This is a genomic window from Polaribacter staleyi (assembly GCF_038024045.1).
GTDB lineage: Bacteria > Bacteroidota > Bacteroidia > Flavobacteriales > Flavobacteriaceae > Polaribacter > Polaribacter butkevichii.
Genome location: NZ_CP150665.1, coordinates 1946554 through 1964216 on the forward strand (window position 1 = coordinate 1946554; position 17663 = coordinate 1964216).

A 17663-nucleotide genomic window follows, 5' to 3' on the forward strand; every position below is an offset into this window, starting at 1 on the left:
AAACATGATTTATACATCAGTTCTAAAAAAATTGGGCATTGTTACAGCACTAATAGTAGTCTATTCTTCTAAAGCACAAGAACTTCCTAAAGAATTAAAAGAAATATACAAAACTCAAAAAAACTCAAAATTTTCTGATGAGTTTAATGGAAATAGAAAAAATGCTTCTTTTAATACAAAAAAATGGCATTTTAGAAAATCTACAAAAGCAGGTTTAGGACAAGGAGAAAAATACGTACAAGAAAAAGACGGAATCTTAACTTGTTATGGTATTAAAGCAGAACGTAAAGCGGGTGCAATTGTTTCAAATGATTATTTTCAATATGGCTTTTATGCCTTTAAATGGAAAACAACAGGTATTCCTCATAATAAACGAAATGTTTGGCATCCTTCTATTTGGGGATCTTTAGATGATACTAGAACAAATTGGGTACCTGGAACAAGAGGGAAAGGTGATAGTTGGATGGAAATTGATATTATGGAATTTTCTACTGGTGGCGGAGAACACACAGATTGGTCATCTGATGCTCCTGCATATATTTGGACCGAGTCTTTACAAAAAAAAGTTAAAGTTAATAAAGGAGAAGGTCCTGGTTTTGGTTGGAAAAAAGCCATTATGATTGATGGAAAAAAAGACAAATACAAAGGTGAAGTTATTGGAAAATACGGTCATGACCAATGGCAAATTCTTGGTATGGAATATCACCCAGAATATTTACAAATGTGGAAAAAAGATGAAGCGCAATGGGTTAAAATTGGTAACAGAGTCAACTTTACTAGCGATGATACCAAACCAACTTTAAGAACAGTACCTAAAAAAGCGGTTAAACCTCTTTACTGGTATATTGGAAGCCTTTATTTTACGTACGGAAAAACAGCAGTTAGAGAAGAACAAATAAGAAATTCTACTTTTCAGGTAGATTGGTTTCATTTTTATTCATTAAAAAATGATACGTATTAAATATTAAAATAATAGAAGAAACATACAAGTTATAATTCCTTATAAAACTATCAACAGATGAAAATTAAATTAATTATATTAGTAGCTATTGGACTCATCTTTTCTTGTTCACCAAAAGAACAGAACACAAACCAAATAACAGTCTCTAAAAGTTCTGAAAAATTTCCATTCAAAATGCCAACAGAGAAACCTAATATTCCTCTAAGTGCAGCTTCAGAAAGAATGTTTAACTACCCTACTCCAAGAGTTCAGGATAACGAGCTTTTTTCTCAATTTAAATATACTCGTTTAAAAGGGTTTGATTACAATAATGGTGATGGTACTATTTCTCGTAGAGATCCATCAAGACCTATTTTTGTAGATGGTAAATACTATGTTTGGTACACAAAAAGACATACTAAAGTTCCTCCAATTGGTTGGAATAAAGCAAGCGAAGCTACAGATGAGATTCCATCTACAGATTGGGATTTATGTGATATTTGGTATGCAACAAGTAAAGATGGTATTACATGGGAAGAAAAAGGAGCAGCAGTTTCTAGACCACAAAAACCAAAATCTGGATGGCGTTCTGTAGCAACTCCTGATATATTAGTTTGGAAAGGAAAATACTATTTATATTATCAAGCATTTGATGAACCGAGTGGATTAAAAGGAGATTTATGTCCGGTTTCTGTTTCTTATGCAGACTCGCCAAATGGTCCTTGGACACATGGAGGTGATAAAGTTATCCCTTTTGGAAAAGAAGGTGAATGGGATAGAAATGCAACACACGATCCTCATCCAATAGTTTACAAAGGTAAAATTTATTTGTATTACAAAGCCGCTTATAATAAATGGCCAGACAATAGAAGTAACTACGCCGTTGGTCATGGTTTAGCAATTGCAGAAGATCCTTTAGGTCCGTTTACAAAACATCCGTTAAACCCAGTAATGCAATCGGGACACGAAACTTCATATTGGCCTTATAAAGGTGGGGTAGCTACTTTAGCTATTAAAGATGGAAACGAAAGAGAAACCATACAATATTCTGAAGATGGTGTTAATTTTATAATTGCCTCTGTAGTTTCATTAACTCCAACTGCCTCTGCCCCATTTGTACCTGACGCTTTTACAGATACTAAAGACGGAAGAGGTTTTACTTGGGGATTATCTCATTTTATAAATGCAGGGACACCAAAAAAAGGATATTCTATTATAGCCCGTTTTGATTGTGATTTGAGTTTAGATTATGATGAACCAGCATTTAAAAACACAGGAATTTGGCACAGACCAGAAGTATACTTTGCACAAGGAATGGGAAGCATTGGTAAAAATCCAGAAGGGAGATAATCAAAATAAAAAATAGAAAAATGAAATTAATAGTTAGGGCTTTATTAAAAACGACCATCGTAGTTTTTCTTATTATAAATACTATTAGTTTTGAAGCTCAAATAGCTAATAAGCCTAATATTCTTTGGATAAACTGTGATGATTTAGGTAGAGAATTAGGTGCTTACGGAAATGCAGATGTAAAAACTCCTAATATGGATTTATTAGCAAATCAGGGAGTAAAATACATAAATGCTTATGCCAATGCTCCTGTTTGTTCTGCCAGTAGATCCTCACAAATTACAGGAACTTATCCAAGCGCATATAATCTTTTAAATCATAGAACTATAGATAAGGAAAAACTGCCAAAAGGTATTTCTACAGTAATGGATATTTTTAGAAAGAACGGGTATTTTTGTACCAATGGTTGGGCACATGATATGAAGAAAAAAGGGAAAGAAGACTATAACTTTTTAGGTGCATCTTTTTTTGACGGTACCGATTGGAAACAACGTTCTAAAGATCAACCCTTTTTTGCGCAAGTTCAAATTCATGAACCTCATAGGAATTTTGTTACAGATAAAAAACACCCAATAAACCCAGCTACGGTTGCACTACCAGGTTCTTACCCAGATCATCCTATTATTAGAGCTGATTGGGCAAATTACTTAGAAAGTATACAAGTTGCAGATCAAAGAGTAGGAGTCATCCTAGAAAGATTAAAAAAAGAAGGTTTAGCAGACAATACAATTGTAATACTATTTGGAGATCATGGTAGACCTCATTTAAGAGATAAACAATGGTTATACGAAGGAGGTTTGGCAATTCCATTAATTATTAGGTATCCTAAAAACTTAAAAGCAGGTACTGTAAAAAAAGATTTAATAAGTTTAATTGATGTGACTGTAAGTTCTTTAAAATTAGCAGGCATAAACGTTCCTAATTATATGCACGGAAAAGATGTATTAAATGGAGAGAAAAGAGAATATATGTTTGGTTTTCGTCAACGATGTGGAGACGCTGTTGATGATATACGCTCTATTACCGATGGTCATTTTAAATTAATTTGGAATAGAAGACCAGATTTGCCTTATATGCAATTAACTTCTTATAAGAAATTGCAATATCCTGCATTTACGTTATATAAAGTATTAGATAAACAAGGCAGATTAGAAGCTCCTTATAACCAACTGATGGCTAAAACTCGTCCCCAATTTGAGTTGTATGACTTAAAAAAAGATCCTAATGAATTTAATAATTTATCCGCATCTAAAGATTATAATAAAATTCAGAAACAATTATTTGAAAAGCTAAATTCAAAATTGAAAGTTATTGAAAAGAATATGGTTCCAGAAACTGCCGAAGCTATAAAAAAAGCAAAACAAGGTTCACACTCCTATTTGGTAAAAGGTTTTGCTAAAAAAGGTTTAAAACCAGACGCTTCTGATGAAGATATTTTAAAAGCTTGGTCAAATATACTTTTGAATAAATAAAACTAAAAATCCTAAACTGATGATGAGAAAATTTAACTTAATTAAGATTGGTGCACGCATACTTATAAATAGTTTAAACATTTTTATTTTAATGTTTTTTATAAGTGCATCTGCTCAAAATAAAACTACCGCTTTTCCATATAATGTTACAAAGGAAACTAAAGATCTTAAGATGAGTGCTGCAATGAAACGTAGTTTTAATAACTATGATGGCATACATCCTGCAGAAAACGAGTTGTATTCTCAATTTAAATATACTCAATTAAAGGGTTTTGATTATCATGGGCACGACGGAACAATTTCACGTAGAGATCCATCAAAAGTAATTTTTGAAAACGGAAAATATTACGTGTGGTACACTTATAGAAATACTATTGTGCCGCCAATAGGTTCTAAAAGAGCAAATGAAAGCACAGATAAAATCCCATCAACAGATTGGGATCTATCTGAAATATGGTATGCTACCAGCAAAGATGGAGTAACTTGGGAAGAACAAGGAGTTGCAGTTTCACGTCCGCCAAAACCAGAAGTTGGTTGGCGCTCGGTTTCTACCACAGATATCTTAAAGTGGGAAGGTAAATATTATTTGTACTATCAAGGTTTTATGGAAGCTAGTGGTAAAAGTGGAGATTATTGTCCGGTTGCCATGTCTTATTCTAATTCGCCTGATGGTCCTTGGACAGCTGTAAAGGGAGCAGTAATAGAAAATGGAAAAGAAGGAGAATGGGATCAATACGCTATTCACGATCCATACCCATTAGTACATGATGGAAAAGTCTATATTTATTACAAATCTGCATTTAATAGACCCGGAAATGTATGGGTAGCTGGTGGATTGGCAATTGCCGACAGCCCAATGGGACCGTTTAAAAAACACCCTTTAAACCCGGTTTTAAACTCTGGACATGAAGTTAGTTTATTTCCTTTTAAGGAAGGTGTTGCTGCTTTTGTAATTAAAGATGGTAATGAGCATAACACAATGCAGTATGCAAAAGATTGGGTGAATTTTGAAATAGCTAGCATAGGTGAATTGTATCCAATTGCTCCTGGACCTTACGTACCAGATGCATTTACGAACACAAAAAACGGAAGAGGAATCACCTGGGGATTGAGTCATTTTACAAATGCAGGAACAAAAAATAAAGGACATTCTATTTTAGCTCGTTTTGATTGTGATTTGAGTTTAGATTACGATGAACCCGTGTTTAAGAAAACAGGTATTTGGCACAAACCAGCAGTATATTTTTCACAAGGCATGGGTAATATTGGTAAGAAACCCAAAAGAAATAATCCAAAAAATTAAATTAACCAAGTCATCAATAAAAAATAGCTCCTATTATTTTTCTTATTTACAACACTACTTTTTCTTATAAGATGTGTTGTAAATAAGTACAAAATCTATATTCAATTATAAACTAGACGATAATTTTACAGAAGACTCCCTAACATTTAAGGTACCATTTAAAATAATCGTTTGAGGTATAAAAGCCTTAGGATCTTCTATTTGAGCTAATAACATTTTTGCCGCTTCAGTACCTATATCATGAGCTGGCTGCTTAACTGAAGTTAAAGGAGGATCTATATGAGAAGCCATCTTACTCTCTGTAAAACCAACAAATGCAATATCTTCTGGAATTTTAAACCCATGTTTTTTAAACACTTTCATTGCTCCAATTGCAGGAGGATCACAAGAAGCAAAAATAGCATCAGGAATTTTATTTGTTTCAATCATACTTTTTGCCACCTTCTCTCCATCAACAATATTAAACCCAGTTTTAACAAATTGTTCTTTCTTTAATTCTATTTTATATTTTTTATGGGCATCTTTAAATCCTCTAGAGCGCTCTAATGATAGGGTTAAAGTATTAATACCTTCTAAATGAACAATGTTTTTATAACCTTGTAAAATTAAATGTTCGGTAGCAAAAAAAGCCCATTTATAATCGTTAAACAAAATTTTAGAAGCATTCAACTTACTGCTAACACGATTAAAAAAGACAATAGGAAGTCCTTTACCTAAAAGCTTCTGATAATAATCGGTATTCTTTGTCTCGCAAGAAAGAGAAATTATTAAACCATCTACCATACTATCTTCTAACGATTTTACATTTTTCAATTCAGTTTCAAAAGACTCGTTAGATTGTGTAATAAGTACTTGATATCCCTTAGCAAATAACACTTCTTGAGCGCCCATTATTACTTCTGTAAAAAAGCTGTTAATAAATTCTGGAACTACAATTCCAATATTAAAAGATCTTTTTTGGGTCAATTTTTTGGCCATAGGATTCGGATGATATCCCATTTCATTAGCCGTTCTTAAAACCAGTTCTTTAGTTTCGGACCTTATATCATATTTATCATTAAATGCACGAGATATTGTAGAAATAGATAAATTCAATCTTTTTGCAACATCTTTTATAGTAACATAATCCATCTTTATTCTCTTAAAATTTTACAGTTTACCAAAGAAAAAACATTTCCGAAAACATTTAAATAATCTCAAAAACAATTAAATGCTATTATAATTAAATAAATCTCACAGTTTTACATCTAAATACAGCGATGATAAAAATAAAAAACACAACTAAAATCCTCGTGCTATTTATAAAAAAATTAAAATCTATTTTATAATATAACTTTTACTTATTACAGAAAAATCGGTGAAAATCATTTCTAATCCTAACATCATTTTGTCTTTAAAGCGTATTAGAATCTTTTAATTCCTTAGAAAAAACAATATACTTAATCACACGTTCTAACTCAACTAAAAGAATATTTAATTTAAACAAAAAACCATATGTAGTATTAAAAAACCTAAATTTAATGGTACAAGGTTATAGGTATAGTTTTTGTCAAGTTTATAATAATACTTATTTTAAGATAACATTTAAATTTGCTAAGAATCAAAACATACATCCGAAATATAATGGCAAATAAGTTGACTCCTTTAAAACTAGTATTCATTTTATTAATAGTTTGTACTACTATTAATGCTCAAGAACGAGAACAAGATTTTAATTTTGATTGGAAATTCTCTCTACAAAAAAACACTACAAAGCCTAAAAAAGTTCCGTTAAAAGATAAAAAATGGCGCAATGTTCGGTTACCTCATGACTGGAGTGTAGAAAAATCTTTCGATTCTATTTATGAAGGAGCAACAGGTTATTTACCCGGTGGTGTTGGTATTTATCAAAAACACTTTAAATCTAACATAGATAAAGCAAAAACCAATACGTATATTCTTTTTGATGGAGTGTATAATAACGCTACATTTTGGTTAAACGGAAAGTTACTTGGTAAAAATCCTTATGGATATTCTCCTGTATATTTTAATTTAACAGAACATTTAAATACGGGGTCTAAAGACAATGTTTTAACGGTTCATGTAGATCACTCTAGATATGCAGACAGCAGATGGTATACTGGAAGCGGAATTTATAGAAATGTAAAACTAATTACTTTAAATAAATTACACATTCCTATTTGGGGAACCTATTTAACAACACCTAAAATTAGTAAAGAAGAAGCAGAAATTAATCTTGAAGTTAAAGTAAATAATAATTTTAATGAGGGTAAATCATTTACGCTTTTAACCAAAATTTTAGATGGTAACGGAAATCAGGTTACCAAAATATCTCAAGAGGTAAACATATCATCAAATACTGAAAAAAAAATTACTCAAAAACTTAAAATAAGTAATCCAAAATTATGGGAACTAGACAATCCAAATAGGTATAAGGCTGTAACATCAATAGTTAATAATAGTACTGTTATAAACACTTACACTACTCCATTCGGAATTAGAAATTTAGAATTTAGTAGAGATTTTGGCTTTAAATTAAACGGAAAAATTACAGATGTTAAAGGTGTTTGTTTGCATCATGATGGTGGCTTAGTTGGAGCGGCAGTTCCAAAAGATGTTTGGAGAAGGCGTTTAAACAAACTTAAAGCTGCAGGTGTAAATGCTATTAGAACAGCTCATAATCCTTTTTCAAAAGAGTTTTTAGATTTATGTGATGAATTGGGACTTTTAGTACAAACTGAGTTTTTTGATGAATTTGATTACGCTAAGGACAAACGAACTAATTACCATGATCGTCATGACGATTATATTACCCGAGGGTATGTAGAACATTTTCAAGAATGGAATAAAAGTGATTTAACACGAATAATGCTTAGAGATAGAAATCACCCAAGTATTTTTCAATGGAGTATTGGTAATGAAATTGAATGGACGTATCTTCATTATAGATTTGTAACAGGTTTTTGGGAAAACCCTAACGAACCTCAAAATTCAGGAAAATATTGGGGAAGTGAACCAATATTCTCTCCAGAAGAAATGAAAACCCGTTATGACGCGAGTAAAAAAGGTGAATTCATTTTAGCGGAAACTGCAAAAAAACTAAGTGATTGGACCAAAGAATTAGACATTACAAGACCAATAACATCTAATTTTGTAATACCACAAGTAAGTATGGTTAGTGGTTATGCAGATGCTATCGATATTGCTGGTTTTAGTTATCGTAACAAAGATATTCCGTGGGCATTAAAGCATTTTCCAAATAAATTAATTACCATAAACGAGAATCCTGGTACTTGGGAAGATTGGAAACAAGTTCTAGAAAACCCTAGTGTATTTAGTATTTTTATGTGGACTGGTATTGATTATATGGGAGAGCGTGATGGAGATTGGCCTGCCAAAAGTGGTTGGGGAGATATGCTAGATTTGGCTGGTTTTAAATACCAAGGGTGGAATTATTTTAAAAGTATTTGGGTAAACAAACCTCATATTTCTATAGGTACACTGCCAATTGCAGATTCTGGTTTTAAAGCTAAGGGAATCTCAGGGCAACAATTACCAGAAAATTCTGGAGCATATAATTGGAGAGATTCTAACATGCATTGGAATTATAAAGAAGGAGAAACAGTGGTTGTAGAAGTTTGTTCTAATCATACCATTGTAGAGCTTCTATTAAACGGAAAATCATTAGGAAGAAGAAGTATGTCGGAAGCTCCAGATCGTCTGTTTAGATGGACTATTCCTTTTCAGGCAGGAACTTTAACTGCAAAAGCAGGTTTTGAAGGCCAAGAAGTAATTGCAGAATTAAAAACTAGCTCTACTCCAACCCATATACGTTTAACAACCGATAAAGTTAAATTGTTGGCAAATGGTTATCAAGTAGCACATATTGAAGCACAATTAGTAGACAAAAATGGTTTAGAAGTTAAAACCGAAAATGTTGAACTTTCATTTAACGTTGATGGAAATGCTAAAATACTAGGTGTAGATAATGGTGCAAAAACCAATATTCAAAACTTTCAGACTAATAAATTGGTTACAGATAAAGGTCGTGCATTGTTAATTGTACAATCATTAAGAAAAGGCGGTAAAGTTAACATAAAAGCTTCTTCTAAAAACCTAAATAGCAACACAATAACTATTGATATAAAGTAACAAGTTGTTTTATAAAGACACAGCAATTACAGTTGCTTTTATCATAAAAAAAGAAACTTAATAGTATTAAAAAATGATAAAATTAAACAAAGTAGTAATTGTTGTGATACTTTTATTATCAATAAGTATAAAGGCACAAGTAACCTTTTTAAAACATAGAAATCAAATAGAAATTTCTGATTGGAAGTTTAAAAAAGGGGTAATTTATAACGCGCATCAAAATGAATTTGATTCTTCTAGTTGGGAATCAGTTTCTGTACCGCACACCTATTCTATGGATGCCATTAATGAGGTTGCCTATGATAAAGTAAAGGCTTGGTATCGCTCTGAATTTACAACAAAAAAAACAACCGACGAACGTACTTTTATCCGTTTTGAAGCTGTAGGACAAGAGGCTAAAATATATGTAAACGGTAAATATATAGGACAACATATAGGTGGTTATAGTGCCTTTTGTTTTGATATTACTGATGCCATCACCTCTGGTAGAAACCTATTAGCTGTACAAGTTAGTAACGCTCCTAACTTTAAACGAATTCCTGTTACGGATGGTTTGTTTAATTTATATGGTGGTATTTATAGAAATGTAACTCTTTTTAAAACACCAGTAAATCATATTAAACCAGATTTTCATGCATCATCAGGTGTATTTGTAACATTAAAATCTATCGACAAATCAGCAGAAATAGCAGTAAAAACGTTATTGAATCTTGATAAAAAAAATAAACAACCAATAACAATTCACTATGTTATTAAAGATGCAAAAAGAAATGTAATCTTAAATAAGTCTCAGAAAATTCATCAGAAAAATGAAATAAAAGAAACATTAATCATCCCAAAACCTCATCTATGGCAAGGAAAACAAGATCCATATATCTACACCTTAGAAGTTTCGCTTATTTCTGATAAATCTACAGACAAGATTGTTCAAACTTTTGGGTTACGTAATTATAAGGTAGACCCCAATACTGGTTTTCATTTAAATGGAAAACCATACCGTTCTTATGGCGTAAGTATGCATCAAGAATGGAAACAAGTAGGCCCCGCTTTAACAAAAGAAAATCACGAAAAAGATTTTGAATTGATTGATGAAATTGGTGCAACTGCTTTAAGAATGTCTCATTATCAACATTCGGATTATTCGTATGAATTAGCAGATAAAATAGGACTTTTAGTTTGGTCTGAAATTCCTTTTGTACACGATTATAGTGGAAGAGAACAACAAAATGCAAAACAGCAATTAACAGAATTAATTTTTCAAAACTACAACCATCCATCAATTGTATATTGGGGATTATGGAATGAAGTTCGCGCTTATAGAAGTCCAGATGAACCTTGTGTTCTACTTACAAAAGAATTAAACAAGTTAGCACATCAATTAGATTCTACGCGTATTACTGCATCTGCAAGTGACAGACCAGATATATCTAATATGGGTAATATTACAGATATGCAAGCGTGGAATAAATATTATGGTTGGTATTATGGGGCATATGAAGACATGGCCACTTGGTTAGATACTGCACATAAAAATTATCCCGATAGACATTTAGGTATTAGTGAATACGGAGTTGGAGGAAACCCAATGCAACAAAATGCATCTCGTGTAGAAAAAAGCCCATAGGAAATTATTTTCCTGAGCAAGAACAGAGTAAATACCACGAAATTTCATGGAAAATCATTCAAGACAGACCGTTTATATTTGGTTCTTATATTTGGAATATGTTCGACTTTTCTGTTGCTGGTTGGAACAGAGGTGGAATACCAAACTTAAACCATAAAGGGTTGGTTTCTTATGATAGAAAAATAAAAAAAGATGCCTTTTACTTTTATAAAGCAAATTGGTCTAAAGACCTTGTTTTATATATCGCAGAGCGAAGAAACATTGATAGAACATCAGAAGAAATTAAAGTTAAAGTATATACTAATACTCCAAAAGTTACTTTATTCGTAAATGATAAAAAAGTAGCAATGCAAAAAAATACATCAGACATTAAAGTAGTAGTTTTTGATAATGTTACGTTGCAAAAAGGAGATAATACAATAAGAGTAGTGTCTGAAAAATTAAGTGATGAAATTGTTTGGAATTTAAAATACTAAAAATGAAAAAAATAGCAATAGTAACTCTTTCTTTAATCGCTTTATTGGGTTGTACTTCTGATAAACAAAACAAAAAAATAACTAAAAAATTATACAATACCCCTTTTCCATTAAAAAAAGGTAATTTAGAGCCTGACAGAAAATTAAGCTCCGCAATACAACGAAGCTTCCATTATTACGAAGCACCTAGAATGTTAGATAACGAGCTATACTCTAATTTTAAATACACAGAGTTAAAAGGTTTCGACTATAATAATGGAGACGGAACATTAACACGTAGAGATCCTTCTAAAATAATTTTAGAAAACGGTAAATACTATATGTGGTATACGCATAGAGAAACAAGTACACCTCCACAAGGTTTTGCTAAAGCAAACGATACCATTCCTTCTAAAGATTGGGATTTAGCCGAAATTTGGTACGCAACAAGTACCGATGGTTTTACTTGGAAAGAGCAAGGAGTTGCAATTACAAGACCAAAAAAACCAAAACCTGGATGGCGCTCTGTAGCAACTGCTGATATTTTAAAATGGAAAGATAAATATTACTTGTATTACCAAGCTTTTGAAGCACCAAGTGGTAAATACAATGAATTTAAAGATGCCTACGACATTTGTCCTGTAGCAATGTCTTATGCAGATTCACCAGACGGACCTTGGACTCCATTAGACCAAGTTGTTATTCCTTATGGCGAATCGAATGATTGGGATTGGCGTGTAATTCATGATCCTTCTCCGTTTGTACATAATGGTAAAATTTACTTGTATTATAAAACAGGTATGGATCAACGTGATGCGAATAGAAAACATTGGGATGTTTGGGGTGTTGCTATAGCTGATAAACCAGAAGGACCTTTTAAAAAGCATGCTTTAAATCCGGTTATGAATTCGGGGCATGAAACTATCTTATTTCCGTTTAAGGAAGGAATTGGAGCTTTGGTTACCACAGACGGAATTGAACATTACACGATTCAATATGCCAAAGATTGGATAAATTTTGAAATTGCTTCTGTAACAACATTATTACCTACCGCTGCAGGACCTTATAACCCAGATGCTTTTACAGACAATCCAAATGCTGATGGAATTTCTTGGGGAATTTCACACTTTATTAATGCAGGTCGTGATTGGAAAAATTTATACAGTATTTTAGGACGTTTTGATTGTGATTTAAGTCAATCTGTAAATGACCCGAGCATGAAAAAATCTGATGTGCTGCTACCAAAAGAAGTATATTTTAGTCAAGGGTTAAGTAAAGCTCAACGCAAAAGAATTGAAGGGAAATAGGTTTAATATTATACTTAAAATGTATATTTCTACTAGTTTTTTTTAACCTTTCTAACAAAATTTAATAGCATCAGATACACAAAAAAGAAATAGGGAATTCTTAAGAATCCCCTATTTCTTTTATTGTAAAACTTATAATTTATTTTTAATCTAAAAACTTAAACAAGTTCTTTTACATGAAAAATAGTATCATAAATTGCACCTCCTATAAACGTTGCTTTGTCACCAAGGCTTCTTTGAATTCTTAAATTTTCATTCCATTTAATCATTCTTTCACTTCTAGCAAACGAGCCCACTTTTAACTGACCAGCATTTGTTGCCACTGCTAAGTGAGAAATAAAAGCATCTTCGGTTTCACCGGAACGAGCTGAAACTACGGGCAACCAACCTGCGTCCTGAGTCAATTTAATGGCTTTCAAGGTTTCTGTTACTGTACCTATCTGATTTAATTTAATAAGTACTGAATTTGCCAACTTTTCTTGAATCCCTTGCTCTATTCTTTTAATATTTGTGGTAAACAAATCATCTCCAATAATTTGGACTCTATGCCCTAATTCTTCTGTAAACTTTCTCCAATTTTCAAAATCGGTGTCTGCAAACGGATCTTCAATAGAAATAATTGGATATTTAGTACACCAAGCAACCATTAAATTATAAAACTCATCTGGAGTATAAGATTTGTTGTCTAGCGGTAAGTTATAATTTTTTCCATCGTACAAATCACTTGCTGCAATATCTAATGAAATCGCTACATCTTTACCAGCAATATATCCAGCTCTTTCAATAGCCTCCATAAACACTTCAAATGGTTCTTCATTGTAGGTGTAATCTGGCCACCACCCTCCTTCATCAGCAATTCCCACACATTTACCACGTTCTTTCATTATCTCGCCAGCTGTATGATACAAATTAAACGTTATTTCTAAGGTTTCTTCATATGTTTTTGCTCCAACAGCAATTGCTAAGAAATCTTGAATATCATTTGCCCAAGCAGCATGTGCGCCTCCTCCTAAAATTTGAATTTCATTTAAAGGAATTAAGTTCCCTTTACCTCTACCTAAATATTCATATAAAGGAATGTTTTTAGCATTTGCAGCTGTATTTGCAACCGCCATTGAAACTCCTAAAATTGCATTTGCTCCTAAACGTGTTTTATTTGGAGTACCATCTAAATCAATCATTATTTGATCAATTTTCTCCATATCAAAAACAGACTCACCTACTAAGGCATCAGCTATTTCTGTTTTAACATTTTCTACAGCTTTATATACAGATTTCCCTCTAAATATTTTTTCATTATGATCTCTCAATTCTAGTGCTTCAAATTGCCCTGTTGACGCCCCTGAAGGAACCAAACCAAGCCCTTTAACTCCATTTTCTAAGGTTACTTCCACTTCAACTGTTGGGTTTCCTCTAGAATCAAATATTTGATATGCATCAATATTTTTTATCTTCATTTTATAAGTATTTATCTTGTTTAACCATTTATTTTTTAGCATTTTAAAATCTTTTTGTTTTACAGGTAAAACTTCATACACAAATTCTTTAACTGTTTTCTTTTTACCCTCGTCTAAATATTCTACAGGAGATTTTCCATCCACTCTAGCCAACATCAACATAGATAATAAATGCATGACTCTTGCTTCAAAATTAGCATCAAAAAATGCTTTCATTTCATTATAATACGCATCCCAAATTACGGTAGCAGAATTCATTAATTCTTCTGAATTAGTATTTAAATACAACGCTTTCAATAAAAAGTGATTTAATAAAAAAGCAATATCAAAAGCCGGGTCTCCATACCATGCAACCTCACAATCTAAGACTACAAAACGATCATTGCTTACTAAAATATTTTTAGGGCTAAAATCTCCATGCACCAAACATTGTTTTACTTTAGCAAGTCTTTTTGCTTCGGCTTCAAAATAAGAAGCAATTTTTTTATTTTTTTTTGCTGTTGCCAATAAATAAGGTGAAATTCTTAATTCTGTAAAATTATCAAGTGTGTCAAACTCCTTTTTTAAGTCTTCTTTATTAAAAGATTCTGAATGGATTCTTGCCAATACAGTACCCGCTTCTTTTGCATAAGATTGGTTAAAGTTTCCTTTCAACAACAACTCTTTCCAATTTAAAAGTCCGTTTTCTAACATTTCCATACAAAAGAAATTATGTGCCGTATCACTATATAAAACTTTGGGTACTGACGTTGGTAAAAATTTACCAACATATTTTAAATATTTTTGTTCAATAATATTTCGTTTTACATCTGCAAACCAATCATCCTTTACTTTTAGTTTTTCTAAAGCACGTTTTAAAACAATTCTATTTTTACCATCATCTATTAATAATATTTGACAAGAAACACCACCGGTTAAAGGTTTTATGGTTACTTCACTAGATATAAGCACCTTTTTTTGAACTAAATATGCTATTAACTCATTATCATTCATAATCTTATCTATAAAAATTATTACATTACAGGCTCTGCAATAGAAAGTACACGTGTATAATCATACATGGTTTCTTTGCTATTTACGCCTCCTCCGTTACCACTTCCGTTTACGCCTCCGTAAGCTAAACCATAAGCAAAAACATTATGAGCGTTTATCCAACTACTACCAGCCACCATTTCTTTGGCAACTCTGTCTGCTTTTAATTTATCTGAAGTCCAAACACTATTTGCCAAACCATAATCAATACTATTTACTTGATTGATAGCATCATTTTCATCTTTAAATGTTGATATAAAAGCTACAGGACCAAAAATTTCTTCTTTAAAACAAATATTATCTGGTGTTCCAAAAAGTAATGTTGGTGCTAAATAATAACCTTCCTTAAAACCATCTTTTTCCATGCGTTCTCCACCAAGAATTACTTTAACTCCCTCTTGTTTTCCTTTTTCTATATATGCCAAAATACTATCTAATTGTTTTTGACTAACTACAGGTCCCATTTCGCTTTCTTCTTTCATCCCAGGAGCAATAACGGTTTTTAATAATTGTTTTTTTACTTTTTCTATAAACTCATCTGCAACAGATTCTTGTACAATCCAACGCGTAGCGGTGCAACAAACTTGTCCTGTATTTAATGTAATTGCATCTGCTAAACCTTTTGCTGTTGCATCAATATTTGCATCCTCAAAAATAACTGCTGCACCTTTACCACCTAATTCTAGTTTTACGGGTTTTAAATTGAAACCACAATTTTGACCTATGATTTTACCTATTGGAGAAGACCCTGTAAAGGATACGCATTTTACTTTTGGGTGAGAGGTTAGCACATTTCCTATTTCAGACCCACTACCAGGAAGAATATTAATAACTCCATCAGGAATTCCTGCTTCTTTTGCTAATACACCTAGATACAATGTACTTAAAGGTGTAATTTCTGCTGGTTTTATAACCACTGTGTTTCCGGCTGCTAAAGCTGGCCCAATGCCCCACATACATAATGTTAATGGAAAATTCCAAGGAAAAATAAACCCAACAACTCCAAAAGGAAGTCTTACAGATTTACTACTACTCATTCCTTCTAAGTTCAATTCTTTTTCAAAAGATTCCTCTTGAATTAAATTGTTATAATAACGTAAAGAATCTATTCCGAAAGGCACGTCAAACCCTCTTGCATTTTGAATTGATTTACCAACATCTAAAGCTTCTAATTGCGCCAATTCTTCGCCATCTCTTTCACACAAATCTGCAAATTTGGTTAATATCTTTGCTCTTTCTACCGCTCCTACTCTTTTCCAAGATTGAAATGCTTTATCTGCAGCTTCAATAGCTTCTACAGCTTCATCTGCGGTTGGTTTAGAAACTTTAGTTAAAATAGATTGATCTGCTGGGTTTTCAATTTTAGAAACTCTACCTGAGCTACTTACTTTCCATTTTCCGTCAATAAAAACAGGAATTGGGTTTTGTTTTAAAAACTTTTCTATTTTTTTAGAATACTGTATCATAATAGTTGTGTTTATAATTACTAATTATTAGACTATTTTTAGAAATAACATACTAAAAACATTTGCTTCAAAAACTTAAAACAACTGTTCTCAATTAGTTATACCCAAAATTACAATTAGTATAGACTATCTATAAAACACAATTTTTACAACAAAGTGTACTATTTTTCCATATTAATACTTTAATATATGTATCAAAATATAAATTAGAACACAATAAAGGAAGATAAATTTTATATTAAAAATGCCAATCGGTATTGAGCAGGAGTTCTGTTTGTATATAATTTAAATTGTCTATGGAAAAAAGAAAGGTTTGGATACCCCGTTTCAAAAGCAATTTGTTCTACAGAAATATCTGATTCTTTTAATAGTTCACAAGCTTTACTTACTCGATACTCATTTAAATAAGAGGTAAATGTTTTATTAAATGTTTTCTTAAAAAACTTTGAAAAAGAGACAGGCGTCATAAAAATTAAATTTCCCAATTGTGCGGCGTCTATTTTATCTTGATAATTAGTGTCTACAAAATCAATAATTTTTTTAACCCGATCAGAAACCAAGGAATTTACATTAAACCGAGCTCCTAAACTCAATACTTCAGAATTTTCTAAAGATAATTGTTGTAGCAATTTTATAGCCTCTATTAATTTAAATATAGGAGACATCTCTTTCATTAAAACCATTTTATCTCCAATATTCTTTGCAGTAACTTCATTAAATATTAATCCATAATTACTTTTATCGAGCATTTTCTTTATAGAAGAAAACTCTTCTTTTTCTAACCATCCATCACCAAGTAAGTCTTTATTAAATTGTATCACTGTAGATTTTGCTAATTGCTTGGTACTTCTATTTGTTTTCCAGCAATGTGGTAAATTCGGGCCTAATAAAACCAATTCTCCTGCTTGATACGTTTGTATAGAATTCCCTACACTTCTAATTCCAGTACTTTCTGTTATATAGGTTAATTCCCATTCTGGATGGTAATGCCAAGGTGTCTCAAATTCTAGTTTTTCAAAGACTCTATAATGTAACGATTGGTTTAAATAGTTAGAAATAGGTTCAAAAACAGCCTTCATTATGTATGTTTTTTACAATAAAAATA

Annotated in this window: 12 protein-coding genes; 8 read left to right on the plus strand and 4 right to left on the minus strand. The window is 31.8% G+C overall.

The annotated features are described in order from the left end of the window. Positions 1 to 4: 4 nt before the first annotated feature. From WHD07_RS08310 to WHD07_RS08325, 4 genes are read left to right on the plus strand one after another with little or no spacing between them, the layout of a single operon-like run. Positions 5 to 961: a hypothetical protein gene (locus WHD07_RS08310; protein ID WP_343330804.1), complete on the plus strand. Its 957-nt coding sequence runs from the start codon at positions 5 to 7 to the stop codon at positions 959 to 961. Positions 962 to 1018: 57 nt separating this feature from the next. Beyond that, complete coding sequence (locus WHD07_RS08315; protein WP_343330805.1) at positions 1019 to 2290, plus strand: glycoside hydrolase family 117 protein; 1272 nt, start codon at positions 1019 to 1021, stop codon at positions 2288 to 2290. 20 nt (positions 2291 to 2310) lie between these two features. Next, positions 2311 to 3762 (plus strand): sulfatase, encoded by a 1452-nt coding sequence (locus WHD07_RS08320; RefSeq protein WP_343330806.1) that lies wholly within the window; start codon positions 2311 to 2313, stop codon positions 3760 to 3762. A gap of 22 nt (positions 3763 to 3784) precedes the next feature. After that, complete coding sequence (locus WHD07_RS08325) at positions 3785 to 5065, plus strand: glycoside hydrolase (RefSeq protein WP_343330992.1); 1281 nt, start codon at positions 3785 to 3787, stop codon at positions 5063 to 5065. 105 nt (positions 5066 to 5170) lie between these two features. Here the strand turns inward: WHD07_RS08325 and WHD07_RS08330 are convergent, their stop codons facing one another. Beyond that, positions 5171 to 6196, minus strand: coding sequence for a LacI family DNA-binding transcriptional regulator (locus WHD07_RS08330; RefSeq protein ID WP_343330807.1), 1026 nt, complete (start codon positions 6194 to 6196; stop codon positions 5171 to 5173). Positions 6197 to 6688: 492 nt separating this feature from the next. Here WHD07_RS08330 and WHD07_RS08335 point away from each other — a divergent pair, with 492 nt between their 5' ends. The 4 genes from WHD07_RS08335 to WHD07_RS08350 all read left to right on the plus strand — a co-directional run bounded on the left by WHD07_RS08335 (position 6689) and on the right by WHD07_RS08350 (position 12603). Next, positions 6689 to 9217 carry a glycoside hydrolase family 2 TIM barrel-domain containing protein gene (locus WHD07_RS08335; protein ID WP_343330808.1) on the plus strand — a complete coding sequence of 843 codons (2529 nt, stop codon included), beginning with the start codon at positions 6689 to 6691 and terminating at the stop codon, positions 9215 to 9217. A gap of 73 nt (positions 9218 to 9290) precedes the next feature. Beyond that, a complete protein-coding gene (locus tag WHD07_RS08340; protein ID WP_343330809.1) occupies positions 9291 to 10841 on the plus strand; it encodes a glycoside hydrolase family 2 protein in 1551 nt (516 codons plus the stop codon). Positions 10842 to 10939: 98 nt separating this feature from the next. Beyond that, a complete protein-coding gene (locus tag WHD07_RS08345) occupies positions 10940 to 11317 on the plus strand; it encodes a DUF4982 domain-containing protein (RefSeq protein WP_343330810.1) in 378 nt (125 codons plus the stop codon). A 2-nt stretch (positions 11318 to 11319) separates the two neighbouring features. After that, positions 11320 to 12603, plus strand: a complete 1284-nt coding sequence (locus WHD07_RS08350; protein ID WP_343330811.1) for a glycoside hydrolase — start codon at positions 11320 to 11322, stop codon at positions 12601 to 12603. A 158-nt stretch (positions 12604 to 12761) separates the two neighbouring features. Here the strand turns inward: WHD07_RS08350 and eno are convergent, their stop codons facing one another. The 3 genes from eno to WHD07_RS08365 all read right to left on the minus strand — a co-directional run bounded on the left by eno (position 12762) and on the right by WHD07_RS08365 (position 17637). Continuing rightward, the gene (gene eno, locus WHD07_RS08355) at positions 12762 to 15053 is read right to left on the minus strand and encodes a phosphopyruvate hydratase (protein WP_343330812.1); all 2292 of its coding nucleotides are present in this window, start codon (positions 15051 to 15053) and stop codon (positions 12762 to 12764) included. 20 nt (positions 15054 to 15073) lie between these two features. Then, entirely contained in the window at positions 15074 to 16558 is a 1485-nt protein-coding gene (locus WHD07_RS08360) for an aldehyde dehydrogenase family protein (protein WP_343330813.1), read from the minus strand. Positions 16559 to 16791: 233 nt separating this feature from the next. Further along, positions 16792 to 17637, minus strand: a complete 846-nt coding sequence (locus WHD07_RS08365) for an AraC family transcriptional regulator (RefSeq protein ID WP_343330814.1) — start codon at positions 17635 to 17637, stop codon at positions 16792 to 16794. Between the last annotated feature and the right edge of the window lie 26 nt (positions 17638 to 17663).